Source organism: Streptomyces sp. NPDC102270 (assembly GCF_044766405.1).
Lineage (GTDB): Bacteria > Actinomycetota > Actinomycetes > Streptomycetales > Streptomycetaceae > Streptomyces.
Window position 1 is genome coordinate 233777 of record NZ_JBIWLX010000004.1, and the last position, 24931, is coordinate 258707.

The following is a 24931-nucleotide window of genomic DNA, read 5'->3' on the forward strand; positions in this document are numbered from 1 at the left end:
GTCGACCCACCCAAGCTCCCGAACATACGGCTGCCCCGCATACGGATACGCCGCCCGCGCCTGACCCCGTTCCGCGAGCGGAACCCGGTGATGATCGGAGCGGTCGGCCTCACCGTCCTCGGGCTGCTGGCCGTGGCCGCGTTCAACGCCGACAGCCTGCCGCTGATCGGTGACGGCGAGACGTACAGCGCGGCCTTCTCGGAGGCGGGCGGCCTCAAGCCCGGCGACGAGGTGCGGATCGCCGGAGTCAAGGTCGGCAAGGTCGAGGACGTCGATCTGAACGGTGACCACGTCAAGATCACCTTCAAGATCAAGGGCGACCCGGAGTTCGGCACCGAGACCGGAGCGTCGATCCGGGTCAAGACCATCCTCGGCGCGAAGTACCTCGCGCTACAGCCCAAGGGACCGGGGCAGCTGCCTGCCGGCAGCGAGATACCGCTGAAGCGGACGGTTCCGGCGTACGACGTCGTACAGGCGTTCAGCGATCTCACCACGACGACGGAGGCCGTCGACACCGACCGGCTCGCGAAAGCCCTGGACACCATCTCCACCACCTTCCAGGACTCGCCCGCCGAGGTGAGGGCGTCCATCGAGGGCCTGTCGAAGATCTCCCGGACCGTGGCCTCGCGCGACAAGGCCCTGAGCGAACTCCTGGACCACGCGAACGGCGTCACGGGCGTACTGGCCGACCACTCCAAGGACTTCTCCGCACTCGTCAAGGACGGCGACAAGCTGTTCAAGGAGATCAGCAGGCGGCGCGAGGCGATCCACAAGCTGCTGAAGAGCTCCGCGACGCTCGGCATCGAGCTCTCCGGCCTCGTCGACGACAACGACAAGGAGATCGGACCCGCACTCAAGGGCCTGGACCGCGTGGTGCGGATGCTCGAACGCAATGAGTCCAGCCTGGACCGGAGCGTCGAGCTGCTCGCGCCCTACGTACGGGTCTTCACCAACGCCCTCGGCAACGGCCGCTGGTTCGACAGCTATGTCCAGAACCTGGTCGCCGCTCCGGTGGAACCGCGAACAGGAGGCTCGCAGTGAGAAACCCGAAGAGGCGCCTGGCCCTGCTCACCGCACTCGCCCTGGTCGCCGCGCTCACCTACGTGCTGTGGCCGCGCTCCGAGTCCGTGCGCGTCACCGCGTACTTCCCCCGCACCGTCGGCATCTACCCCGGCTCGGACGTCCGCGTCCTCGGCGTCCGGATCGGCGAGGTCAAGGGGATCACGCCACAGGGCGACCGGGTGCGCGTGGAGCTGGAGTACGACGCGGGCCGCAAGGTCCCGGCCGACGCCAAGGCCGCGATCATCAACTCCTCGGTGGTCAGCGACCGTTACGTACAGCTGCTGCCGGTCTACCGCGGTGGTCCGGCGATGCACGACGGCGCCGTCATCCCCGAGCAGCGCACGGCCGTACCGGTCGAACTGGACCGCGTCTTCGACAGTCTGCACACGACGGCCGAGGCACTCGGCCCCAAGGGCGCCAACAAGGACGGCTCGCTGTCGCGGCTGCTCGGGGTGAGCGCGGACAACCTCCACGGCCAGGGCAAGAACCTCAACCAGACGGTCGAGGACCTCTCGCAGGCGGTCACCACGCTGTCCGACGGCCGCACGGACCTCTTCGGCACAGTCCGGAACCTTCAGGTGTTCACCGCGGCGCTGGCCGCCGACGACACGAGCGTGCGGTCGTTCAACACCAGCCTCGCCGACGTCGCCGGTCAGCTCGCGGGTGAGCGCGAGGACCTCGCGGCGGCGCTGCGGAACCTGGCGGCGGCGCTCGGCGACGTGTCCCACTTCGTGAAGGAGAACAAGAAGTCGCTGACCTCGAACGTGAAGGGTCTGAGCAAGGTGACCAAGGTTCTCGTCACCCAACGGGCCGCACTGGAGGAGCTGTTGAGAGTCGCGCCCACGGGTCTGTCGAACCTGAACAACGCCTACAACCCGTCCGCGGGCACCCTCGACACCCGCAACAACGCCCAGCAGGCGCAGGATCCGGCCGCGCTGCTGTGCTCCGTGCTGAGGACGACCGGCGACGAAGGCGGCAAGAACCCCGACTGCAAGGAGCTCAAGGAGCTCTTCGACTCCCTGCCGAAGGTGCCTCAGGGCTCCGCGGTGACCGGCACCACCGACCGCACCCTCGGCGGAATTCTGGGAGCCGACGCATGAGCGCACAACGCGTGAGCGCCCTGCGCAAGGGCGGGGCGGTCGCCTGGGCGGCCGTCGGCTCGCTGCTGCTGACCGGCTGCGAGTTCAACGGCTGGTACGACGTCCAGCTGCCCGGCGGTGCCGCCGCGGACGGCCACGCCTACCACGTCACCGTCGAGTTCCGCGACGTACTCGACCTGGTGCCGCAGTCGGCGGTGAAGGTGAACAACGTCACCGTGGGCGCGGTCGAGAAGGTGCGGCTGAACGGCTGGCACGCGCGCGTACGGCTGCGGGTCGCCGACTCGGTGAAGCTGCCCGCCAACGCGGTCGCCGAGCTGCGCCAGACCAGCGTGCTCGGCGAGAAGTACGTGGCGCTCTCCGCCCCGCCCGGCACCGCGCCCGTGGGCCGGCTCCGCGACGGCGACCGCATCCCGCTGTCCCGCAGCGGCCGCAACCCGGAGATCGAGGAGGTGCTGTCCGCGCTGTCCGCACTGCTCAACGGCGGCGGAGTGGCCCAGCTCAAGACGATCACCGTGGAGCTGAACAAGGCCCTGAACGGCCGGGAGAACCGGGTCAGGTCGCTGCTCAAGGAGCTGAACACGTTCGTCGGCGGCCTGGACGACCAGCGCGCGGACATCGTCCGTGCCCTCAAGGCCGTCGACGCGCTCGCCGAGCGGCTCGGGAAGGAGAGGAAGACGATCGCCGAGGCCGTCGACACGATGCCGCCCGCCCTGAAGGTCCTCGCCGACCAGCGGCGCGATCTGACGAAGATGCTCACCGCCCTGGCGAAGCTGGGCAGGACGGGCACCAGGGTGGTCACGGCCTCGCACGACGACACGGTCGCGAACCTCAGGCGACTGCGGCCGGTCCTGCAGCAGTTGAACAAGGCGGGCGACGATCTGCCCAACTCCCTTGAACTGCTGACCACCTACCCGTTCCCGCGCAACGCGGTGGACGCCGTCAAGGGCGACTACGTCAACCTCGACATGACCGCCGACCTCGATCTGTCGGACCTCTACGGGAACCTGGCGGGCGGGTCCGGCACGTCCGGCAACGGCGACTCGAAGGATCCCGGCGTCCCCGACGTACCCGGTCTTCCGGACCTGCCGGCCGTCCCGGCACCCACCGCGCTGCCCAGCGCCCCGAGTGTGCCGTCCCCCTCGGTCCCCTCGGTTCCGTCGGCCCCGTCGGCCTCGCAGGGCGGCGGCGGTCCGCTGTGCCCGCCGGTGTGCACCAGCAGCTACACCACCCGAGGAGAGCTGCCCGAGGGGATCGACCTCGCGCTCGCGGAGCTGATGCTGAAGGGGGTTCAGCCGTGATCACACGTACGGTCAAAGTCCAGTTGCTCGCCTTCGCCGTCGTCACCGCCGTCGGGGTGTCGTACGTCGGCGCCGAGTACACCGGACTGGTGGACGACGTCCTGGGCCACGGTTACACCGTGCGGGCGGACTTCGCCGACTCCGGGGGCATCTATTCCGGCGCCGAGGTCACCTACCGCGGGGTGCCGGTGGGCCGCGTCGGCGCCCTGCGGCTGACCGGCTCCGACGGGATCTCGGTCTCCCTCGACATCAAGGACGGCGCACCGCACATCCCGGCGGACACCCTCGCCGTGGTGGCGAACCGTTCGGCGGTGGGCGAGCAGTACGTCGATCTGCAGCCGCGTACGTCCCACGGCCCGTATCTGCTCGACGGCAGCTCCATCCCACGCGGCAGCACCCGCGTGCCGCTGCCCACGACGGATCTGGTCCTCAGCCTGGACCGGCTGGTGAACTCGGTCGGCAAGGACGATCTGCGGGTCACCGTCGACGAGTTGGGCAAGGCGTTCTCCGGCACCGGACCGAACCTGAGCCGGCTGGTGGACTCGGGCAACGCGCTCGTCGCGTCCGCGTCCGACTCACTGCCCCAGACGATCTCACTCATCGAGGACTCGCGGAAGGTCCTCAAGACGCAGGCCGACCAGGGCTCGTCCATCAAGTCGTTCGCACACGACCTGGCGGCGCTGTCCTCGCAGCTGAAGTCGAGCGACGGGGACCTGCGCAAGCTGATCGGCAACACGACGCCGGCCGCGCAACAGGTGAATTCGCTGCTGAAGTCCACCGGACCACGGCTGTCGGTCCTGCTGGCCAACCTGATCAGCGGCGGCCAGGTCACACGGGCGCAGCTGCCCGGCGTGGAGCAGGCCCTGGTCACCTTCCCGGCAGTGGTCGCGGGCAGCTACACGGTCGTTCCGGGCGACGGCACCACCCACTTCGGCCTGGTGGTGAACGCCGACGACCCGCCGCCGTGCACCCAGGGATACGGGACGACCCGGCGCGACCCCGCGGACACCAGCACGCGCGAGGCGAACACCGACGCGCGCTGCACGGCCCGGCGCGGAAGCAAGACGTCGGTGCGGGGCGCGCAGAACGCCCCCGGCGCGTCCGCCGCTTTTGGCGGTACGAACCAGACGGCGTACGTCACGCCGTACGACCCGGAGACCGGCACTGCCACCGGCCCGGACGGAAGGCCCGTCGAGATCGGCTCGACGGGCGGCCAACAGGCCGTGTTCGGAAAGGAGTCGTGGCAATGGCTGCTCGTTGGACCGATGGCATGAGCAGGGCCCTGACGGGCAAGGCGTGGTCGGTGGGGCTCGTCGTGGCCAGCGTCCTCACCATCGCCCTGACGATCTGGCTGAGCGTTGAGCGCTACGACCAACGCGAGGAGGAGCAGCGGCGCCAGGACATCCTGGCCGCGAGCCGCCAGTCGGCGCTGAACTTCACCTCGCTCGACTACCGGCACTACGACCGGGACAGCGCGAACGTCCTCAAGGACGCCACCGGCGACTTCAAGGAGCAGTTCGCCGCGCAGACCGGGCAGTTGACCAGGCTCGTCGCCGAGAACAAGTCCGTGTCCGAGGGCCAGGTCCTCGAAGCGGGCATCGTCCGGTCCGACGAGCACTCGGCCCGCGTCCTGGTGGTCGCCGACAGCAAGGTGACCAACACCGCCGCGCCCGAGGGCGAGGCCCGTACTTATCGGCTGCAGCTCGACCTGGTGCACCGGGGTGGCCGCTGGCTGACCTCCGACGTCGAGTTCGTCGGCTGACCGCACCCTTTCGCCGTACCACCATGAGGAGTAAGACCGTGGCGAAGACGACCACCCGAGGCAGCGGCTCCGGTCCCGGCACCCGGCGCACCATGACCGCGGCCGCCCGCGCGGCGGCCAAGCGCGCGGAGCGCGGCCGCCGCGAGCCGGGCCCGGCGGCCACCGACGAGGAGGCCCCGGGGCGGCCCGAGGCGCCGGCCGCCGGACGCACCGTGCTCGTCGAGGCCGCGAAGGATGACGGCTGGGAAGACCCGCCCGAGCCCTCGCCGGAGTCCTTCGGGGAGGACCCGCCGCAGGCGGAGGACGAGACGCCGGCGGAGGACGAGCCCGGCCCCGGTACGGCGACGCGGCGCGGTCCGCTGCGGCGACTCAACGCGGTCCTGTGCGTCCTGCTCGCGGCGGGCCTCGTCGCGGTCGGCGTGCTCGGGTGGCACTACCGGGAGGACGTGCGGGCCGACCAGGCCCGGGTCCAGGCAGTCACGGCCGCGCGGCAGGCGGCGCCCGTCGTGCTGTCGTACGACTACCGGCATCTGGACCGCGACTTCGCCGCGGCCCGCGCCCGGCTCACGGGGCACTTCCGCGACACCTACCGGAAGACCACCACGACGGTGGTCGGGCCGACAGCCAGGAAGTACCAAGGGGTGGTGAAGGCGACGGTGGCGCAGCCCGCCGGCGGCTCCCCGGCAGCCTCCGTGGTCTCGTACTCGGCGGACCGGGCCGTGATCCTCCTCTTCGTCAACCAGGTGACCCGGAGCACCCGGGTCTCAGGCTCCCGGGTGGACCTGAACCGGGTGCGGATGACGCTGACCCGTACGGCCGATGGCTGGAAGGTGAGTGCCGTCGACGCGCTCTGACCTGCGCGGACACAAGGTCGTTGAGTGCGGAGTCCGGGTCGGTCAGTACGCGCGTCAGCCGGCCGGCGAGGCTCATCGGGCACCCCTCTTGATCTGGTGGAGGATGGTCTCGTCCGTGATCTTGGTGTCGGCGGCGAGCAGGAACGCCTTGCTGAGGATCAGGGAGGGCCGTTCGTCCTCGAACGGCAGGAACACCTTGCCGTCGCCCTTGCCCTTCCCGCGTGACGGGACGATGCACAGGTAGGCGCCGTCGAGCGAGCACCGGCCGGCGATCCTCAGGCGCGGCAGGATCCGTACCAGAGCCTCGCGGCGGACCTCGGCGCTCGCCGTCAGCGCGCCGAACGTGGTCGTGCGCCAGTACGTCGGTGGTCAGCCCTCCGCGATCACCACGGCCGACGCGATCCCGGCGTCGTGGCTGAGCGACACATGCCACGACCGCACCCCGAGAACGGCGGCCCGCGCGGCGACGGTCCCCGTCACCCGCAGCCGAGGCTGCCCGCTCGCCTCGACGTACACCTCGGCATCGGTCCAGTGCAGCCCGGCCGGAGCCCCGAGCGCCTTGGCCAGGGCCTCCTTCGCGGCGAACCGGGCGGCGAGCGAGGCGACCCCCCGCCGCTCCCCGCTGGGCAGCGTCAACTCACTGTCCAGGAACAGCCGCGTGGCCATCCCCGGCGTACGCTCCAGCGACGCCGCGAACCGCTCGATCTCGGCGACGTCGATACCGACCCCGATGATGCTCATCCGGGCACTCTACGATCCGTTCGGCGCCGGTCACGAGATCGGCTTGTCGGCACTTCCGCCGTCGTCGAACAGGTCCTCGGCCCGCTCGACCGTGCGGGAACGCTCCAGCCGGGTGTCCATGCGCACCTCAAGCACGGACAGAATCCCCTTGGCCTCACCTTCCGCCCTCCCTCCGTCTTGCCTTCGAGGTAGGCCGCGTCGGCTGGGGCCTTGCGCAAGGTAGATCGATCACCGACCGGCCCATCCGAAAACCCGGGGTTACGTTCACCTTTTCGAGCAGCGCCGAAACGTTCCCCTCACAGGTCAGCCCTGCCCGGGCGTCATTGCCGGAGCGGTCGTCTCCACCGGGGTCGCCGGGCTGCCATGCGCCCGAAGTCCATTCCGGAGTGGGGGACGGCCGGGGCGGCGCGGGCGGAGGATTCTGGCCGCGGTTGGGGTTCTGGGGGACGGTGCCGGACCTGCCATCCGACCCACCGCCTGTCGTACCGGAACCACCGGCACCGGTTGATCCGCCGGGCCCACCGGACCCACCCACCTGAGACGAGGAAGTCGGCGCCCGCCGCGCCGGCGTGGACCTGGCGGACGGGGTGGTGATCGAAGGCGTGGGAGACGCGGAGGGGGATGCGCTCGGGGAAGGGGACGCCGAGGCCTTGCCCTTGAGGGCATCCGCCGTCGAGGACTCCGAGCTCGTCGGCGAACCGGCCACATCCTGGGGATCGACCGAACATCCGCCCACGCACAGGACAGTCACGACCATGGCCAGCCCGAAGGCGGCAGGGACACCGAGCGGACGTGCCGGACGCACGGGGCCTCCCCACGTTCAGGAACCAAGGTCGAAGAGAGGTCGAAGTGACCATGATCACGCCAGGTATACAGGTCCAAGAGATCGCCTACAGAGGAGCCTGCGATGACCGGCACAGCCACCCGTTACCTCTATCTCGCCCGGCACGGCGAGGCGTTGCCGGACGACAGCGGACTGACCCCGGCGGGCCGACAGCAGGCCACACTGCTCGGCCGACGTCTTCGGGACATCCCCCTTACGGCCGTTCACCACGGCCCGCTGCCGCGCGCGGCACAGACGGCCCGCCTGATCCACGACCAGCTGAAGGACCTTCCCCTACTCACTTCGGAAGTCGCGGGGGACTACGTGCCCTACGTCCCCCAGAAGGACGAACTCCCGCCCGAAGCAGCGGACTTCTACCTCCGCTTCCTCGCCGACACCACCGCCGAGGAGCGGAAGCAGGGCGCCGTGCTGGCGCGTCAGGCACTCGACCTGTTCACCGGACCGGTGGACGGCGAGGAGGACCGCCACGAGTTGGTCGTCACCCACAACTTCCTCGTCGCCTGGCTCGTCCGGGACGCCCTGCACGCCCCGAAGTGGCGCTGGCTCGGCCTCAACCACGCCAACGCGGCACTCACGGTCATCCGATACCCGCCCGGCCGAGCCGCCTCCGTCCTCGTCTCCAACGACATGCGGCACCTGCCCACCGAGCTGCGCTGGACCGGCTTCCCTGACGAGTCACACGTCTGACCGTGCCGGTCAGGCCGCGGCCAGCTCGCACCACACGTACTTCCCCCGGTTACCGTGCCGGGCCAGCGGCTGCCACCCCCACAGATCCGCGCAGGCCCGCACCAGCGCCAGCCCCCTCCCCTCCTCCGCCTCTCCCAACACGTCGAACTCCCCCGGCGGTTCGGGAGGTTCGGGGTCCGCGTCCCACGCCCCGATCCGCAGGACACCAGCCGACCAGCGCACCCGCAGCGCGGCCGGCCCCTTCGTATGGCGTACGGCGTTCGAGACCAACTCCGCCGCGAGGAGCTCCGCGGTGTCCGTCAGGCGGATCAGGCCGTGCAAGGTCAGGATCAGGCGGAGGGTGCGGCGGGCGACGGTGACGGCTCGGACGTCGTTGGGGATGTACAGGGTGTACTCCCAGGGGTCGGGCCCATTTTCGGGCATACGTCAACTCCGTTCACTTGGAGGGGGATTGGCTCCGGTGGCAGTGCCGCGCTCGCCATGGCAGGGCGGAGCGGTGCGCTTCCGTAGCGTGTTCGTTGCGTCACCGACAGTAGGGGTAACATGTGTGTCGGAGCAAGGCGATCGCGTAGTCCGACCCCGAACGAGGAGCAGTAGATGGTCCAGAGGCGCGAACCAACCGCACGTCAGATGCGCCTCGGGGTCGAACTCCGAAGGCTCCGTGAAGCTGCGGGGCTGACCACCATCGAGGCCGCGGCACTGCTAGGGGTGAACCGGGTTCAGATCACCCACATCGAATCCGGCATCACCGGCGTGAGCGAGCAGCGGGTGCGCCGCCTCGCCTCCCACTACGCCTGCACCGACCAGGAGTTCATCGAAGCCCTGATCTCAATTGCCACCGACCGGACACGCGGCTGGTGGGAGGAGTACCGGGGCCTGCTGCCCACGCCCTTCCTCGACTTGTCGGAGCTGGAGCACCATGCCCGGTTCCTGCACCACGTAGCCGTCCTGTATGTGCCGGGCCTGTTGCAGACGGAGGGCTACGCCCGTGCCGTCTTCTCGTCCAGGCTGCCCGAACTCCCTCATGAAGAGCTTGAGCTGCGCATCCAGCACCGCAAGGCGCGCCAGAAGATCGCCATCCCATACCAGGCACTGGTCCATGAGGCGGCGCTTCGCATCAGAGTCAAAGATCGCGCCACCTCAAAGGCCCAGCTCACACGGCTCCTTGAGCTCTCCGAAGCAGAGCACGTCACCTTGCGAGCCATTCCGTTCGACCTGGACGGCTTTGCCGCTTCCAGCACGATGACGTACGCGGGTGGCCCTCTGCCCAAGCTGGACACCGTGGTACGAGACGCGCCTCATGGCTCGGTCCTCATCGACTCCGAGGCGCAACTCAACATTTACCGAACTCGCTTCCATATGGTGGAGGCCGTATCACTCGAACCGAACGAGTCCCGCGACTTCATCCACAGGCTGGCAAAGGAGCTGTGAGCCCTTCATGGACCACTGGCAGAAGTCTTCATACTCGGGCGAGGGCGACGGCAACGAATGCGTCGAGATAGCCAACTCCCCCACCCACGTATCCATCCGCGACTCCAAAGCCCCCACCCGAGCCACCCTCACCCTCCCCACCCTCACCTTCACGGCCTTCATCGACGCCCTCAAGACCACCCCCATAACTCAGTAACCCCGCGTAACCCCTCCTGCTAGCCTGCGCAGCACCGCGTATCGACCAGGCCAGGGGGACCGTCGTATGGGCGAAAGTGCTGTCAGCGGGGCCAGACCACTGGTGACCGACCCGTTCGACGCGGTGCCCGAACTCGCCCCGCTCCGCACCGCCGCGTGGGACGGGGACTGGGTGGCCACGCGGGCGTTCTTCGAGGAGATCCCCTCCCCCGTCGACGTCTCCTTCGCGGCAGCGCTCCTCGCCGGTGTCGAGCGGACCGAGTGGTTCCTGGAGAAGGCCGTGAAGGCTCAGTCCACCGACCCACTCCCCCGCACCCTCCTCGCCGAGCGGTACATCCACCTCGGCCGGCGGGCCCGCGGCCGCGGCCTCGCCGAGGACCTCTCGTGGGACCAGGCCGAGCAGTCCCGCGACTGGCTGCGCAAGGCGGAGCGGCTGCTGATCGAGGTGTGTGCGGAGCAGCCGGCGTACGTCCCGGCGTGGACCGCCCGGCTGGCGACCGCCCGCGGGCTGGCGCTGGGGCAGTCCGAGGCCCGGCGGCGCTACGACCGGCTCACGGAGCACCACCCGCACCACTTCCGCGCGCAGTCGCACCTGCTGGAGCAGTTGTGCCCCGAGTGGGGCGGTTCGTGGGAGGCCGCGCACGGCTTCGCCCAGGAGTGCGTGAGCGCCGCGCCGGAGGGATCGCACGCCGGCGTCCTGGTCGCCGAGGTCCACATCGAGCACTGGGCGGACCGCCAGGACACCACCGAGGCCACCGGGTACCTGCGGGACGTATCGGTCCGCGACGAACTGCGCCGCGCCGCCCGCGCGTCCGTCCTGCACCCCGGCCACCGCCGCGACTGGCACTGGACCGAGAGCCACAGCGCCTTCGCCCTGGCCTTCTCCCTCGGCGGCCATCTCGGCGACGCCGCCCGGCACTTCGCCGCCCTGGGCAACGCGGTGTCCGAGTCCGTCTGGCGGAAGCTGCCCGACTGGAAGACCCGGTTCACGGAGTACCGCACCGCCGCGTCGGCGACGCTCTGAGGAAGGCGACACCCGACATGACCACGCACGAGCACTCGGCTGCCCCGGAACTGGACGCCCTCGACGGCCTCGTCCGTCACACCACCGTCCACGGCATCCCCACCCTCTTCTCCCCACGCCCGGGCCCGATCACCGCCGGTCTCACCTTCCGGGTGGGCCACGCCGACGAGACCCTGCCCACCTCCGGCATCACGCACCTCGTGGAGCACCTCGCCCTGTACCGCCTGGGCCTGTCCGACCTGCACTACAACGGGGCCACCGCGGACACGTACACCCTCTTCCACGTCACCGGCGACGAGGAGGAGGTCGTCACGTACCTCAACAGCGTCTGCGCGGCCCTGCGCGACCTCCCCATGGACCGGCTGGAGACGGAGAAGGAGATCCTGCGCACGGAGGCGGGCAGCCGCGGGAAGGGTCCCATGTCCCCGATGCCGCCCTGGCGTTACGGCGCCCAGGGCTACGGCCTGGCCGGCTACGACGAACTCGGCACCCGGAGCGTGACGGCCGACCAGGTGCGGCACTGGGCCGAGACCCGCTTCAGCCGGGACAACGCTGTGCTGTTCCTCAGCGCGGACCGCGTGCCGGACGGCCTCGACCTCACCCTGCCCGCCGGCCGCCGCTTCCCGACCCCGGCCGCGACCAGCGCGCTCCCCGTCACGCCCGCGTACTTCCGCGGCGAAGACGGCCACCTCGTCTTCACCTCCGTCCTGCGCCGCTCCACCGCGGCCGCCGTGTTCGCCGAGGTGCTGGGCCGCGCCCTCTTCCAGGACCTGCGTCAGAAGGGCGGCTACTCGTACTCGGCGGAGGCCGACTACTCCCCGCGCGACCCCGACTTCGCCACCCTCACCGCGTACGCCGACGCGCTGCCGCACAAGCAGGACGCCGCGGTCGGCGGATTCGTCGACGCCTTCGCCCGGCTGCGCGCCGGCCGTATCGAGCAGGCCGAACTGGACTCCGCGCGCGGGAAGTTGCTCAAGCCCTACGACACCCCCGACCTCGGTGCGGCGCTGCTGCCGTCGTACGCGCTCAGCCTGCTGACCGGCCACCGGATCCTGGCTCCCGAGCAGTACCGGGCCGAACTCGAGGCGGTCGGCCTCGCCGACCTGCGCGAGGTCGCCCGCGAGGCGTGGGACGGCGGGCTGCTCCAGATACCGACCGAGGATGCCGACTGGGCGGGCCTCACCCGCGCCCCGCACTTCTCACCGTCCGGGGTCTCCGGCACCCTGCACCCCTCCCTGGAGGACGACGACGTCACGCTGATCATCGGGGAGGTGGGCGTGACGCTGTCGACGCCGGGCGGCCTGGTCACCGTGCGGTACGACGCCTGCGCCGCGATGACCACCCGCCCCGACGGGGCCCGGTGCCTGACCGGCCTCGACGGCTTCCGCGTGGCCGTGGAGCCGACCCTGTTCGGGGACGTCACGGCCGAGCGGATCGCCGTACTGGACAAGGCGGTTCCCGCCGCCGCGGTCGTCCCCCTCCCGGCCCGCCCGGCGAAGGAGATACCTCAGCCGGGCGAACGGACGGCCCCCGCCCCGCGGACCCCGGCGGACGGGTCCAAGCAGACCGAAGGCCGGGGAGCGAGAGCGGCCGGGCGGGTGTCGGGCCGCTTCGTCCTCGTGGCCGCGCTGGCCACCGTGTGGCCCGTGCTCCTCGTCACCCTCCTGGTCAACGGAATCCAGGAACCCTCGATCAGATTGCCCGTGATCGCCGGATGCGTGCTGGAGTTCTGGCTGATCCGCGCCGCCCGCAACCTGTACCTGACCGGGCAGCCGACTACTCCACCGTGACCGACTTCGCCAGGTTCCGGGGCTGGTCCACCTCGTTGCCCCGGGCGGTGGCCAGCTCGCACGCGAACACCTGCAACGGCACGGTCGCCACCAGCGGTTGCAGCAGGGTCGGCGTGGCCGGAATCCGGATCAGGTGATCGGCGTACGGCGCCACCGCCTCGTCCCCCTCCTCCGCGATCACGATGGTCCGCGCTCCCCTGGCCCTGATCTCCTGGATGTTGGACACGAGCTTGTCGTGGATCACCGACCGCCCCCGGGGCGAGGGCACGACCACCACGACCGGCAGGTCCTCCTCGATCAGGGCGATCGGCCCGTGCTTCAGCTCCCCCGCCGCGAAGCCCTCGGCGTGCATGTAGGCGAGTTCCTTGAGCTTGAGCGCACCCTCCAGCGCGACCGGATACCCGACGTGCCGCCCGAGGAACAGCACGGTCTTCTTGTCGGCCAGCGACCGTGCCAGCGCCCGGACCGGCTCCATCGTCTCCAGCACCCGCTCGACCTCACCGGAGATCTGCGCGAGGTCCCGGACGACGGCGGAGATCTCGTCGCCCCACTTGGTCCCCCGCACCTGCCCGAGATACAGCGCGACCAGGTAACACGCCACGAGCTGCGTCAGGAAGGCTTTCGTCGACGCCACGGCGACCTCGGGGCCCGCGTGCGTGTACAGCACCGCGTCCGACTCCCGGGGGATCGTCGACCCGTTGGTGTTGCAGATCGCCAGCACCTTGGAACCCTGCTCACGGGCGTGCCGTAGCGCCATGAGCGTGTCCATCGTCTCGCCGGACTGGGAGATGGCGATCACGAGGGAGCGTGGCCCCAGGATGGGGTCCCGGTAGCGGAACTCGCTCGCCAGCTCCACCTCGCAGGGGATGCGGGTCCAGTGCTCGATGGCGTACTTGGCGATCATCCCCGCGTGGAAGGCCGTACCGCAGGCCACGATGACGACCTTGTCCACCTCCCGCAGCTCGGCGTCGGAGATCCGGACCTCGTCCAGCGTGAGCGACCCGGCCGCGTCGATACGGCCGAGCAGCGTGTCGGCGACCGCCTTCGGCTGCTCGGCGATCTCCTTGAGCATGAAGTAGTCGTAGCCGCCCTTTTCCGCGGCGGAGGCGTCCCAGTCGACGTGGTACGGCTGGATGTCGGCGGGGCGGCCGTCGAACCCGGTGACGGTCACCCCGTCCCGGCGCAGCTCGACGACCTGGTCCTGGCCGAGCTCGATCGCGGAGCGGGTGTGCGCGATGAAGGCGGCCACGTCCGACGCCAGAAACGCCTCGCCCTCGCCGACGCCGACCACCAGCGGCGAGTTCCGCCGAGCACCCACGACGACGTCCGGTTCATCGGCGTGCACGGCCACCAGGGTGAACGCCCCCTCCAGCCGCCGGCACACCAGCCGCATCGCCTCCGCGAGGTCGGCCGTCGCCGAGAACTCCTCGGCCAGCAGGTGCGCGACGACCTCGGTGTCGGTCTCAGAGGCGAGCGCGTGCCCCCGCTCCTCCAGCTCGGCCCGCAGCGCGGCGAAGTTCTCGATGATCCCGTTGTGGACGACCGCGACCCGGCCGGCATTGTCCAGATGAGGGTGCGCGTTGGCGTCGGTCGGCCCGCCGTGCGTGGCCCACCGGGTGTGCCCGATACCGGTGAGCCCCGCCGGCAACGGCCGGTCCACCAGCTCCTTCTCCAGATTGACCAGCTTCCCGGCCTTCTTCGCCGCCGCCATCCCACCGTCCGCCGCCACGACGACACCCGCCGAGTCGTACCCCCGGTACTCCAGCCGCTTCAGCCCGGCCATCACGACATCGAGCGCCGACTGCGACCCCACGTATCCCACGATTCCGCACATGCGCGGCAGCCTAGGGGCCGACGGCGGTCGGAACACGGCACTTCGTGCCCGATTCCGGATATTGCGACGGGAGCGGAATCGAGCCAACTCGGTCCGCTCCACCCCCCATGATCCTCACCGACTCGCCACAGAAAGAACACAGGCTTCCCTTGTATCCACAGGGCAGGGGCCCTCCGTGTGACCGCCTCCAGACCTGGCGTGGCTTTACGCCAGGTAGCGGAAAGCCCTTGCCCACACCGCGGAGAACCTGCCTAAAGTAGCCCGCGCTTGACCGGACCATGACCAATCCCGGAGTGCGTGCACGTCAGTCAGCGACCGGGGGAACGGTGTCGCTACGGGGGAGGGACCTTCTATGTCGCAGTACCTGCAATCCGCGCGTCCCACGCCCGCCTGCCACAGGCGTCCCTGACGCCAGGCAGGACGAGGCCAACTCGCCAGTTCTTCAGGCCCCTGAGCCGCCATCGGCAGGCTCCCGGTCGGTTCCTTGCGACGAAAGGGATGCGCTCTTGCGTTCCAGACCACCCGCCTTCCTGACCCCGGCGTCGGGAAGGCAAGGGCTCTTCGCCCGTGTCGTTCTTCTTCTGAGTGCGGTCGCGGTGCTGGCCACACTCGCCGTGCGGCCCGAGCTCGCGGGACTTCTCGCGGGTGATGCCTCGACCAGCTCCAGTGACAGGCCGGACGACTGGTTCGACACCACGGCCGACGAACAGCTGCGGTTCGACCAGTGCCTGATGGCCGACGCCGTGCGTCTGGGCGGACCGGGCATGTACGGCCTGGCCCAGGACGCGCTGAACCAGACACCGCAGAAGCTGCGCGAACTCGCCGCCATGGACGGCGCCGGGTTCGACGGTCCCCTGCTTCAGGCCCATGAGAAGGACGAGAGCGCCTGGAAGGCCAACTGGGAGCGTCTCCACGCGGAAAGGAACGCCTGGGAGAAGCCCGTCCACGGTCTGGAGACCCCGGGCGGGTTCAGCGACACCGAGTTCATGTGGGTGCCTGGCGTCCACGACGGCGAGGACTTCTACGAGCAGACCGGCCTGGGCAAGTGGGCCGGCGGCCCCGACTGGAACGAAGAGTTCAACTTCTACGACCCGACTCCGGAGGCCGATGACAAGACCCTCAAGGCCGTCAAGGACCTCGGTTCACCGCTCTACGGCGAGAAGCCCTACGACCCGTCACTCCCGGCCGAGGAGCGGAACCGGCAGTACTACGAACGGAATGCGTTCGAGGCACTGTTCGATTCCTTCCGCGGCAAGGGCGCCGACGACGCCCGTCTCTTCCTGGCCTCCGGCGGCTTCCCGCGTACCGTCCCTCAGCCGGGCACTGTCGAGTACCGCATCGCCGTCGAGGACATGAAGACCCGCTTCGCGTCCTGCGGGTGGCAGGACCCGATCGACCCGAACAAGACGCTTCGCCAGGTGGAGGACACCGCCGCGGCGGAGTGGCAGCAGGAGATCGCCTCCCAGGCCGCCCAGCGCAACCAGATCCTCACCGTCAACCGCGACGCCACGACAGCGCTGACCAAGGGCGCCGAGTCGATGGCCGATCTGCTCGGCCAGTCGTGGATCGCCGATCACCTGGCCCGCTGGCAGGACTACTGGTCCCCCGGTGGCCTCGGCTGGATCGGTGACTCCCCGGCGGTCATCCAGGTCGAGGCAGCTCAGGGCAAGTGCCTCGACGTGGCCGGTGCGAAGGAGACCGACGGCACCCCCCGTACAGCTGTACACCTGCAACAACACCGCGGGACAGCAGTGGAGGTTGGAGGCGTCCGGTGACGCCTACGCCCTGGTCAACGTCAACTCACAGAAGTGCCTCGACGTCCAGAGCAGCAACCCCGCCAACGGCACGAAGATCCAGATCTGGACCTGCAACGGCAGCAAGGCCCAGCAGTGGAACTTCGACGTCCGCGCGGCGGGCGAGCTCCGCAATGTGGTCACGGACAAGTGCCTGGACCTGCACACCTTCGACAACAGCCAGGACTCGTGGCTGTGGACGTGCAACGGCACCAATCCGCAGAAGTTCCGGATCGTCCCCAAGGGCCACAACGGCACGGACAGCCTGAGCTACCCGGACAAGGCCCAGTTCGACCAGGCCAAGGCGGGCATCACCGCGGCGCAGACGCAGGCGAAGAAGCAACTCGACGCCATCAAGGCACAGTTGGCCGCGGCGAAGAAGGCCGCCACCGCGAGTGACGCCGCGGAGCAGGCCGCCTACCGGATCGCGGACGCGGGCGGTGCCCCGCGCGGCCGAGGACTGTTGGTGGGTCAGCAGAAGGCCCAGGTGACGAAGGGGGCCGTGGCCGGACTGGAGGCTCTGGCGAAGGCCGCTGAGACCGCCGAGGCGGCCACCCGGGCCTCCGCCGGGGACAGCAAGACGATTACCCAGCGGGCGCTGGCACAGGCGGCGCAGTCGAAGGCCGAGTTCCGCAAGGCCGCCGCCGCGGCGGCCGAGGCGCAGGCCAAGGCCGCGGCAGACGCGGCCAAAATGCACCGGGACAACGCCAAGAAGGACAAGGAGACGGCGGAGGCCAAGCTCGCCGAGACCCTCAAGGCCGAGGGCGACGCCAAGGCGGCCGCCGCCGACGCCCACGCCAAGCGGCTGGCCGCCGAGGCCGAGGAGAAGACGGCCAAGGCGGAGAAGGAGACCGCCGCCGCCAAGCAGGCCGAGGCCAACCAGCGCAAGCAGAACGCCCAGACGGAGGCGGCCAACGCGCAGGACTCCAAGAAGAAGGCCGAGGCCGCCGAGCAGACCGCGGTCGCGCGCAAGAACGACGCGGTCACGGCCCGCGACAACGCCAAGGCCAAGCGGGACGACGCCTGGGAGGCCGAGCAGAAGGCCGACGCCACCCGCGCCAAGGCCGACGCGAAGGAGGCCTACGCCCAGTCCCTTGACGCGGGCGACGCGGCGACCGCGGCACGTGCCGCCGCCGACGAGGCCGACCGGCACGCGAGCGACGCCGAGGCGGCCGCGGGCCGAGCCCGCTCCGAGGCCGACGCGGCGACCCGGGCAGCGGCCGAGGCGGACGCGGCCGCCACCCGTGCCGAGGCCGCCGCCGAGCGGGCCCGCGCGAACTCGGACGCCGCCCAGGCCGCCAAGCTGAGGGCCGACGCCGCAGTGCGGACCGCGACCGCCGCCGTGGCGGAGTCGATCGCCGCCGCCCAGCACGCCGCCTCCGAAGCGAAGACGGCGGTCCAGCTCGCTGCCGAGGCCGAAGCCCACGCGAGGACCGCCAAGTCCCAGGCGAACGCGGCGCGGGCGGAGGTCGCCAAAGCCATGGCCGCCTCGGCGAAGGCCGTGGGCTTCGCCCACGTCACCGCGCAGGCGGCCGTGGACGCGGGGAAGGCAGCCGCGCAGGTCGCCAACCCGGCCAACGACGCGATCCAGCTCGGTTCCCCCTATGTGGACACCGACTCCGCCGCGAGCCTCGTCGTCCTGACAGGGCAGGCATCGAAGTCGATCGCCGAGCAGCAGAAGGCCGTCGCCGACGCCCACGCCAAGAACGCCCAGGCGGAGGCCGACGCAGCCAAGTCCCTCGCCGCCCAGGCGACGGCCGACGCCAAGGCCGCCTACCAGCACGCCGCCAACGCCTCCGGTTACGCCAGGGACGCCCGCGGCTACGCGAAGGAGGCCCTGGGTTACGCGGCCGACGCGGCGAGTGCCGCGGCCAAGGCCACGCAGTCGCTGGCCCGCACGGTCGAGTACGACCGCCAGGCCACCGAAGACGCGGCCGCGGCCGACGCGGCAGCCGGCCGCGCCGAGGGCTACGCCACCACGGCCCGAGCTTCAGCCGACCATGCCGCCCTCGACGCGGAAGCGGCCCACGCGGCAGCAGCGGAGGCCGAACAGGCGGCGAAGGACGCCCGAGCGGCGGCAGACCGCGCGGACGCGGCGGCGACAGAGGCCGAGCAGGCGGCGAAGGATGCCGACAAGTACGCGAAGGAGGCGCAGGAGGCGGCCGACAGGACCGAGCGGCAGGACAACGCCGGCCAGATCGAGACGGGCACCGTCTTCAACGAGGTCGGCGGCTCCATCGGCAACATGTTCTATGTCGTCGACCACTACAACAAGATCGGCCAACCGGAGACCGTAGAGAAGACGGGCGGCTGCGACGGCTGGTGGGACAAGCTCTTCTACAACGGCGACTGCACGATGACCGTGAAGATCCGGTTCACGGCGGTCCTCGATGTGTACATGTGCACCGCGGAGGACCTGGATCTGGAGCAGTACAGGTGCCCGTCCGGCGCGACGATGTACGTGGACGAGGTCCAGACCAAGGAACTCTCCACCAAGGTCACGCACACCATCACGATCGCGGAGTACCAGAAGAACGTCGACCCGATCGACATCCTCTTCGGCAGCTGGATCAAGTGCGCTCAGAAGTTGACGCCGGGCGGTGCGGCAGGAGACGGGGTGGGGTGCGCCTGGGCGATCGTGGATATCGCCAGCCTGTTCGCCGGCAAGATCCTCCGACCCATCGCTGACGCTGTCAAGGCGGCGGACGCCGCAGCACGGACCGGCATCGGCTTCGCGGACGCGTGGAAGGGCCTGCGTGCCGTCGGCCTCACCGAGGCCGCGGTCGAGGGCATCGGGGCGAAGATCCTCAACACCTTCATCACGTGGTGCACCGCCAAGAAGCCACTCCCTATGGCGGCCGCGAGCGTCGATCCATGCCGGGGGATGATCGCCTACGGCAGCACCGAGATCGCTCTGATGGCATACAACGCCAGAAAGGCCGCGGGGATCAGTTCGGGCCGGAATGTCGCCGTCGCCAGGGTGCCAGGGTGGAACGACTCCCGGACCGGTGACTTCGTGGTCGGTTTCAGCAAGGGGAACAACTACCACTCGGAGAACCACATCCTGGACCAGCTGAAGGGAACCAAGTTCAAGCCGACCGATATCACTGAGCTGTACACCGACCGAAGCCCGTGTCCTGTGTGCGAGCCCTTGCTTGCAGACCAACTCAAGCCCGGGACCCCGATCTCCTGGGCGGTGCCCGACGGACCTGGTTCCTCGAACCTCCTCTACAGGTTCATCCAGCAGTTCGAGGGAAAGGCGTCCTTCCGGCCCGCTTCCCGGACCGCCGAGCCGTCCGCCGAGCAGTAGGGAACGTTCTGGGGGTGGTGGGCATCCATACGATGTCCACCACCCCCTCCTGAAGAAGAAGGGCCATGTCCGAGTACGGTTTTGTCCACGCATCCAGTGAAGTCCTCGACGCCCGGAACGCGTTGGCCGACCAAGTGATCCAGGCACTCCGACGTTCCGGCCTGCCTGCCTTCCGCGAGCGGGAACCCGCGACGGTGGACCGAGCGGGCGCCGTGGTTCATGTCGAACCCGACGCCGAGACCGCCTCGGCGTCCGTGTCCGTGGAATGGAGATGCGACCCCGGCGCGATCCAGACGGCCGTCGACAGCCTCTCTTCGGGCAATCCTGACGCGCCGGTCGTCCGCTATCCCGGCGTGATCGGGCTGCACATGCAGAATGCGCTGATCAAGATCCTGTTGTCGGCGGGGATCATCGCCACACAGGACAACGACACCATGAACCCGGAAGGTGTCCTGGTCTTCGGGCTGATGACCGACCTTCCGCCCGCCCTCAGGCCCACTTTCGTTCCCCCGGGGCGGGAGACCGATGACTGAATCGGACCTACACGGATGGCGGGGAGGTCTTGACCGCCTCTGATCCGCTCGCTTTCCAGGCCCCGCCGAAGTCGGACCACACCGACTTCGGCGGGCCGGCCGCATTCCAAGGACCCACATGGGTTACAGCCTGTACCTCTGCCGTTTTGCCGACGGACAGCCCATCCCCATGGACGAGACCGCGATACGCGACGTCCTCGGCCCCGTCACCGTCGGCGGCATGCCGGCCACCGGTCTCCCGGGCCCCTGGGACCTCGAAGCCGAGGACGGCGGCGGATCGGAGGTCTACGGCGATGCCCTCGGCCTCACTTACCACCGCTTCTCTCCCGGGCAGATCCTGGACCGCGTGGCCGAACTCGCCCGCCGCACCCGTGCCGCCGTCCTGCCGCTCGACTGCCCGGTGATCCTCACGAGTGAGGCCGACCGGAGACACCTCCCGGAGAGCCTCCGCGCGGAGGTGATCGTGCTCGCGCCCGCCGCTCTCACCGGAAGCGCGATCCAGCTCCTGATCTCCTGGCCGGAACCCCGTCAACGCCCCGTCCTCCCCCGGTTCCCCTACCACCCCAGCCCGGTCGCCACCGGCTCCGTCACCACCTCCGACGCCCCCTGCGTGTGCTGCGGGCAGGAACGCGGCTGGGTGTACACCGGCCCCGTCTACGCCGCCGACGCCCCGGACAGCGGCATCTGTCCGTACTGCATCGCCTTCGGCAACGCCGCCGAGCGCTACGGCGCCACCTTCATCGACGGTATCGAGGGTGCCGTACCCCAGAACGTCGCGGAAACCCTCCTGAAGTGCACCCCCGGATTCCTCGCCTGGCAGACCCCGAACTGGCTGACCCACTGCGGCGACGGCGCCGAATTCCTCGGTCCCGCCGGAGCAAAGGAGCTCGAGAAGTACCCGGACGCCGTCGACCACCTCCGCCAACGGTGGCCGGACGACCGGTTCGACGACTTCCTCGCCTCCCTCGACAAGGTCGGCCGGCCCACCGCGTACCTCTTCCGCTGCCGGGTCTGCGCCACCCACCTCGCCTACGCGGACTTCACTGACCACGCCAGAAAAGGCACCCCACAGCCCGACGTGACCCACTCCACCCCCCACCCCGTTCAAACTCCGTTAACAATGGACTGTGATCTCCCCGGTCTCCCCGATGCCCCGGAGCGCCCACCGGCACAAGCCGGAGGCGACTCCCTACGTCGACCTCACCCGCTCCGAGTGGAGTGCGCTGCGCGAGAAGACGCCGCTCCCGCTGAACGCCGAAGAGGTCGAGAAGCTGCGGGGTCTCGGTGACGTCATCGACCTCGACGAGGTGCGGGACATCTACCTCCCGCTCTCCCGGCTCCTGAACCTCTACGTCGGCGCCACGGACGGTCTCCGAGGCGCCCTGAACACCTTCCTGGGCGAACAGGGCTCCCAGTCCGGCACCCCGTTCGTCATAGGGGTCGCCGGATCGGTCGCGGTGGGGAAGTCCACCGTCGCCCGTCTTCTCCAGGCCCTGCTCTCCCGCTGGCCCGAGCACCCGCGCGTGGAGCTGGTCACGACCGACGGGTTCCTGCTCCCCACCCGGGAGCTGGAGGCCCGCGGGCTCATGTCGCGCAAGGGCTTCCCGGAGTCGTACGACCGCCGCGCGCTGACCCGTTTCGTCGCCGACATCAAGGCGGGCAAGGACGAGGTCACCGCCCCCGTCTACTCCCACCTGATCTACGACATCGTCCCCGACCAGCGGCTCACCGTCCGCCGCCCCGACATCCTGATCGTCGAGGGTCTCAACGTCCTGCAGCCCGCCCTCCCCGGCACGGACGGCCGCACCCGCGTCGGTCTCGCCGACTACTTCGACTTCAGCGTGTACGTCGACGCGAGCGCCGAGGACATCGAGCGCTGGTACCTCAGCCGGTTCAAGAAGCTGAGGCAGACCGCCTTCCAGAACCCCGACTCGTACTTCAGGAAGTACACCCAGGTCTCGGAGGAGGAGGCCGTCGACTACGCGCGCACCCTCTGGCGCACCATCAACAAGCCCAACCTGGTCGAGAACATCGCCCCCACCCGCGGCCGCGCCACCCTCGTCATCCGCAAGGGCCAGGACCACAAGGTGCGCAAACTCAGCCTCCGCAAGCTCTAGAAACCCGCGCCTGTTAAATAGGCGCCATGCTGCATCTGCGCCTGATCACACCGGCCGACAAGACCGACGACGTGGTCCGACTCATCGAGAAGACGGTCGGCACCACGCACCTCGTCGTCATGCCGGGCGCCGCCCGCAACCCGGCGGGTGACGTCGTGATGTGTGACGTGGCCCGCGAAGCCGGTGACGAACTCATCGGCGAGCTGCGGAAGTTGGACCTCGACAAGACCGGATCCATCGCCGTCGAGAACATCGACCTGTCCCTCTCCGACCGCGCGGACAAGGCCGAGGACGACGCACCGGGCGAAGGTGTGGACGCGGTCATCTGGGAGCACCTGACCGACGCGACGCACGAGGAGTCGACGCTCTCCATCACCTATCTCGCCTTCATCACGCTGGCCACGATGATCGCGGCCTGCGGTGTGGTGCTGGACAACGCGATCCTGATCGTGGGCGCGATGGCGGTGGGCCCGGAGTTCGGGCCCCTGGCGGCCTTCAGCACGGCGATCGTGCAGCGCACGCCACGCCTGGCGGTGCGCTCACTGATCGCCCTGCTGGTGGGCTTCGCGGCGGCGATGGCGGTGACGGTCGGCTTCACCTGGTTCATGGACGCCCTGAACCTGTTCCACAAGTCCGACCTGGAGGGCGACCGCCCCAACACCGCCTTCGTCTACGCCCCCGACGCCTTCTCGTTCGTGGTGGCGGTCCTGGCGGGAATCGCCGGCACCCTCAGCCTGACCTCTGCGAAGTCGGGGGCCCTGGTGGGAGTGGCCATCTCCGTCACCACGGTCCCGGCGGCGGCCAACGCGGCGGTGGCCCTGGCCTACGGCGACATGGACCAGACGGTCGGCTCCACGAACCAACTCCTGCTGAACCTGCTGGGCATCGTCCTGGCAGGCACCCTCACCCTGCTCTTCCAGAAGTGGCTGTGGCGCAAGCGCTCCTGAAGGGGCGCGGGGCTGATCAACCCTCCCGCGTATCAACCCTCCCGCCGCGTCGCGGGTACCTACGACCCGAACGCCGCGACCAGCTTCCTGCCGCACACCGGTCCCGGGAACCCCGCCGGCGCCGCCGACCCCCCACCGCCGTACTCCGGCATCGCGGCACGGCCGATCCGACGGCCGTCATGCCGCCGGTGCCGCCGGTGCCGCCCGGATCCTGCCCGGCAACTCACCCCAGCGCCGACTTCACCGCATCCGCCAGCCGCCCCGCCACCGACCGGGCCTGATCGATGTCCGCCGCCTCGACCATCACCCGCACCAGCGGTTCGGTCCCCGACGGTCGCAGCAACACCCGCCCGGTGGCGCCCAGGTCACGCTCGGCCTCGGTCACGGCCGCCGCCAGCTCGCCGGAGGTCGAAACCCGCGACCGGTCGACGTCGGGCACGTTGATCAGCACCTGAGGAAGCCGCTCCATCACAGAGGCCAGCTCCTTCAGTGACCGCCCGCTCTCCGCGACGCGAGCCGCCAGCATGAGCCCGGTCAGCGTCCCGTCCCCGGTCGTGGCGTGGTCGAGGATGATGACGTGCCCGGACTGCTCGCCTCCGAGGGCGTACCCGTGCTGCTTCATCTCCTCCAGCACGTACCGGTCCCCGACGGCGGTCTGGACGAGCCGGAGCCCCTCCCGCTCCAGCGCCAGTTTGAAGCCCAGGTTCGACATGACCGTCGCGACGACGGTGTCGGACCGCAGCGCCGACCGATCCCTCATCGCCAGCGCGAGTACGGCCATGATCTGGTCGCCGTCCACCTCCTCGCCGGTGTGGTCGACGGCCAGGCACCGGTCGGCGTCCCCGTCGTGCGCGATGCCGAAGTCGGCCCCGTGCTCGACGACGGCGGCCTTCAGCGGTCCGAGATGCGTGGAGCCGCAACCGTCGTTGATGTTGAGCCCGTCCGGCTGGGCCCCGATGGTGATCACCTCGGCGCCGGCCCGCGAGAACGCCTCCGGTGACACCCAGGCGGCAGCGCCGTGGGCCTCGTCGAGGACGATCTTCAGCCCGTCGAGCCGGTTCGGCAGTACGGCGATCAGATGGGCCACGTACTTGTCGAAGCCCTCGGTGTACTCGCGGACCCGGCCGACACCGCCGCCGGTCGGCCGCTCCCAGGGCTCACCGTGCCGGTGCGCGTCGTAGATCGCCTCGATCCGGTCCTCCAGCTCGTCGTCGAGCTTGTGCCCGCCGCGCGCGAGGAACTTGATGCCGTTGTCGGGCATGGCGTTGTGGCTGGCGGAGAGCACGACGCCGAGGTCGGCGCCGAGCACACCGGTGAGATACGCCACGGCGGGCGTGGGCAGCACGCCGACCTTCAGCACGTCCACGCCGGCGCTCGCCAGGCCCGCGACCACGGCGGCCTCCAGGAACTCCCCGGACGCACGCGGATCCCGTCCCACCACCGCGGTCGGCCGGTGGCCCTGGAACGTACCCGCCTCGGCCAGTACGTGCGCCGCCGCGACGGACAGACCGAGCGCCAGCTCGGCCGTCAGATCCGCGTTGGCGACACCGCGCACGCCGTCCGTGCCGAAGAGTCGTCCCACTTGTCCTCCTGAGGAAGCGTCAGTTAC

General features: G+C 70.0%; 20 protein-coding genes and 1 pseudogene. 16 read left to right on the forward strand and 5 right to left on the reverse strand.

What is annotated here, in order from left to right; genetic code table 11:
- Positions 1–60: 60 nt before the first annotated feature.
- Genes ACIRP7_RS08830 through ACIRP7_RS08855 form a run of 6 tightly spaced genes read left to right on the forward strand, consistent with a single transcriptional unit; the run spans position 61 to position 6076 of the window.
- A complete protein-coding gene (locus tag ACIRP7_RS08830; protein WP_403655950.1) occupies positions 61–1041 on the forward strand; it encodes an MCE family protein in 981 nt (326 codons plus the stop codon).
- Positions 1038–2162 (forward strand): MCE family protein, encoded by a 1125-nt coding sequence (locus ACIRP7_RS08835; RefSeq protein ID WP_403655504.1) that lies wholly within the window; start codon positions 1038–1040, stop codon positions 2160–2162. Before ACIRP7_RS08830 ends, ACIRP7_RS08835 begins: the two co-directional genes overlap by 4 nt.
- A gap of 11 nt (positions 2163–2173) precedes the next feature.
- A complete protein-coding gene (locus ACIRP7_RS08840) occupies positions 2174–3460 on the forward strand; it encodes an MCE family protein (protein ID WP_403655953.1) in 1287 nt (428 codons plus the stop codon).
- On the forward strand, positions 3457–4734 hold the full coding sequence (locus ACIRP7_RS08845; RefSeq protein ID WP_403655506.1) for an MCE family protein: 1278 nt from the start codon (positions 3457–3459) through the stop codon (positions 4732–4734). Before ACIRP7_RS08840 ends, ACIRP7_RS08845 begins: the two co-directional genes overlap by 4 nt.
- Positions 4731–5222, forward strand: coding sequence for a hypothetical protein (locus ACIRP7_RS08850; protein ID WP_403655508.1), 492 nt, complete (start codon positions 4731–4733; stop codon positions 5220–5222). Before ACIRP7_RS08845 ends, ACIRP7_RS08850 begins: the two co-directional genes overlap by 4 nt.
- 38 nt (positions 5223–5260) lie before the next feature.
- Positions 5261–6076, forward strand: coding sequence for a hypothetical protein (locus tag ACIRP7_RS08855; protein WP_403655510.1), 816 nt, complete (start codon positions 5261–5263; stop codon positions 6074–6076).
- A gap of 72 nt (positions 6077–6148) precedes the next feature.
- Here ACIRP7_RS08855 and ACIRP7_RS08860 read toward each other — a convergent pair whose 3' ends face one another.
- Together ACIRP7_RS08860 and ACIRP7_RS08865 are read right to left on the reverse strand one after the other, a co-directional pair.
- Positions 6149–6271: a hypothetical protein gene (locus ACIRP7_RS08860; RefSeq protein ID WP_403655512.1), complete on the reverse strand. Its 123-nt coding sequence runs from the start codon at positions 6269–6271 to the stop codon at positions 6149–6151.
- Between the two features lie 174 nt (positions 6272–6445).
- Positions 6446–6817 (reverse strand): holo-ACP synthase, encoded by a 372-nt coding sequence (locus tag ACIRP7_RS08865; RefSeq protein WP_403655514.1) that lies wholly within the window; start codon positions 6815–6817, stop codon positions 6446–6448.
- A gap of 907 nt (positions 6818–7724) precedes the next feature.
- On the opposite strand from ACIRP7_RS08865, the gene ACIRP7_RS08870 reads away from it, so the two are divergent.
- Positions 7725–8348, forward strand: a complete 624-nt coding sequence (locus tag ACIRP7_RS08870; protein ID WP_403655516.1) for a histidine phosphatase family protein — start codon at positions 7725–7727, stop codon at positions 8346–8348.
- 9 nt (positions 8349–8357) lie between these two features.
- On the opposite strand, the gene ACIRP7_RS08875 is transcribed toward ACIRP7_RS08870, so the two are convergent.
- The gene (locus ACIRP7_RS08875; RefSeq protein WP_403655518.1) at positions 8358–8771 is read right to left on the reverse strand and encodes an ATP-binding protein; all 414 of its coding nucleotides are present in this window, start codon (positions 8769–8771) and stop codon (positions 8358–8360) included.
- 174 nt (positions 8772–8945) lie between these two features.
- Here ACIRP7_RS08875 and ACIRP7_RS08880 point away from each other — a divergent pair, with 174 nt between their 5' ends.
- The 4 genes from ACIRP7_RS08880 (at position 8946) to ACIRP7_RS08895 (ending at position 12788) form a co-directional block, all read left to right on the forward strand.
- Positions 8946–9779 carry a helix-turn-helix domain-containing protein gene (locus ACIRP7_RS08880; protein ID WP_403655520.1) on the forward strand — a complete coding sequence of 278 codons (834 nt, stop codon included), beginning with the start codon at positions 8946–8948 and terminating at the stop codon, positions 9777–9779.
- Between the two features lie 7 nt (positions 9780–9786).
- The gene (locus tag ACIRP7_RS08885) at positions 9787–9975 is read left to right on the forward strand and encodes a DUF397 domain-containing protein (RefSeq protein ID WP_403655522.1); all 189 of its coding nucleotides are present in this window, start codon (positions 9787–9789) and stop codon (positions 9973–9975) included.
- 66 nt (positions 9976–10041) lie between these two features.
- Positions 10042–10998 (forward strand): hypothetical protein, encoded by a 957-nt coding sequence (locus ACIRP7_RS08890; RefSeq protein ID WP_403655524.1) that lies wholly within the window; start codon positions 10042–10044, stop codon positions 10996–10998.
- Positions 10999–11015: 17 nt separating this feature from the next.
- Entirely contained in the window at positions 11016–12788 is a 1773-nt protein-coding gene (locus ACIRP7_RS08895) for a M16 family metallopeptidase (protein ID WP_403655526.1), read from the forward strand.
- On the opposite strand, the gene glmS is transcribed toward ACIRP7_RS08895, so the two are convergent.
- Positions 12775–14622 carry a glutamine--fructose-6-phosphate transaminase (isomerizing) gene (gene glmS / locus ACIRP7_RS08900; RefSeq protein WP_403655528.1) on the reverse strand — a complete coding sequence of 616 codons (1848 nt, stop codon included), beginning with the start codon at positions 14620–14622 and terminating at the stop codon, positions 12775–12777. The genes ACIRP7_RS08895 and glmS overlap by 14 nt on opposite strands.
- A 506-nt stretch (positions 14623–15128) precedes the next feature.
- Here glmS and ACIRP7_RS08905 point away from each other — a divergent pair.
- The 5 genes and pseudogenes from ACIRP7_RS08905 to ACIRP7_RS08925 all read left to right on the forward strand — a co-directional run bounded on the left by ACIRP7_RS08905 (position 15129) and on the right by ACIRP7_RS08925 (position 23322).
- Positions 15129–19725, forward strand: a pseudogene (locus tag ACIRP7_RS08905) (RICIN domain-containing protein).
- 65 nt (positions 19726–19790) lie between these two features.
- A complete protein-coding gene (locus tag ACIRP7_RS08910) occupies positions 19791–20258 on the forward strand; it encodes a hypothetical protein (RefSeq protein WP_403655530.1) in 468 nt (155 codons plus the stop codon).
- A 118-nt stretch (positions 20259–20376) separates the two neighbouring features.
- Positions 20377–21546 (forward strand): CbrC family protein, encoded by a 1170-nt coding sequence (locus ACIRP7_RS08915; RefSeq protein ID WP_403655532.1) that lies wholly within the window; start codon positions 20377–20379, stop codon positions 21544–21546.
- On the forward strand, positions 21482–22375 hold the full coding sequence (gene coaA / locus ACIRP7_RS08920) for a type I pantothenate kinase (protein WP_403655956.1): 894 nt from the start codon (positions 21482–21484) through the stop codon (positions 22373–22375). Before ACIRP7_RS08915 ends, coaA begins: the two co-directional genes overlap by 65 nt.
- A 26-nt stretch (positions 22376–22401) precedes the next feature.
- A complete protein-coding gene (locus tag ACIRP7_RS08925) occupies positions 22402–23322 on the forward strand; it encodes a DUF389 domain-containing protein (protein WP_403655534.1) in 921 nt (306 codons plus the stop codon).
- A gap of 223 nt (positions 23323–23545) precedes the next feature.
- Here the strand turns inward: ACIRP7_RS08925 and glmM are convergent, their stop codons facing one another.
- Entirely contained in the window at positions 23546–24904 is a 1359-nt protein-coding gene (gene glmM, locus ACIRP7_RS08930) for a phosphoglucosamine mutase (protein WP_403655536.1), read from the reverse strand.
- Positions 24905–24931 lie beyond the last annotated feature (27 nt).

Bases quoted from the DNA above. Each gene is read 5' to 3' on its own strand.
- ACIRP7_RS08850 (WP_403655508.1), top strand. From the start codon at position 4,731: ATGAGCAGGGCCCTGACGGGCAAGGCGTGGTCGGTGGGGCTCGTCGTG.
- ACIRP7_RS08865 (WP_403655514.1), bottom strand. From the start codon at position 6,817: ATGAGCATCATCGGGGTCGGTATCGACGTCGCCGAGATCGAGCGGTTC.
- ACIRP7_RS08870 (WP_403655516.1), top strand. From the start codon at position 7,725: ATGACCGGCACAGCCACCCGTTACCTCTATCTCGCCCGGCACGGCGAG.
- ACIRP7_RS08875 (WP_403655518.1), bottom strand. From the start codon at position 8,771: ATGCCCGAAAATGGGCCCGACCCCTGGGAGTACACCCTGTACATCCCC.
- ACIRP7_RS08880 (WP_403655520.1), top strand. From the start codon at position 8,946: ATGGTCCAGAGGCGCGAACCAACCGCACGTCAGATGCGCCTCGGGGTC.
- ACIRP7_RS08885 (WP_403655522.1), top strand. From the start codon at position 9,787: ATGGACCACTGGCAGAAGTCTTCATACTCGGGCGAGGGCGACGGCAAC.
- ACIRP7_RS08890 (WP_403655524.1), top strand. From the start codon at position 10,042: ATGGGCGAAAGTGCTGTCAGCGGGGCCAGACCACTGGTGACCGACCCG.
- ACIRP7_RS08895 (WP_403655526.1), top strand. From the start codon at position 11,016: ATGACCACGCACGAGCACTCGGCTGCCCCGGAACTGGACGCCCTCGAC.
- glmS (WP_403655528.1), bottom strand. From the start codon at position 14,622: ATGTGCGGAATCGTGGGATACGTGGGGTCGCAGTCGGCGCTCGATGTC.
- ACIRP7_RS08910 (WP_403655530.1), top strand. From the start codon at position 19,791: ATGTCCGAGTACGGTTTTGTCCACGCATCCAGTGAAGTCCTCGACGCC.
- ACIRP7_RS08915 (WP_403655532.1), top strand. From the start codon at position 20,377: ATGGGTTACAGCCTGTACCTCTGCCGTTTTGCCGACGGACAGCCCATC.
- ACIRP7_RS08925 (WP_403655534.1), top strand. From the start codon at position 22,402: ATGCTGCATCTGCGCCTGATCACACCGGCCGACAAGACCGACGACGTG.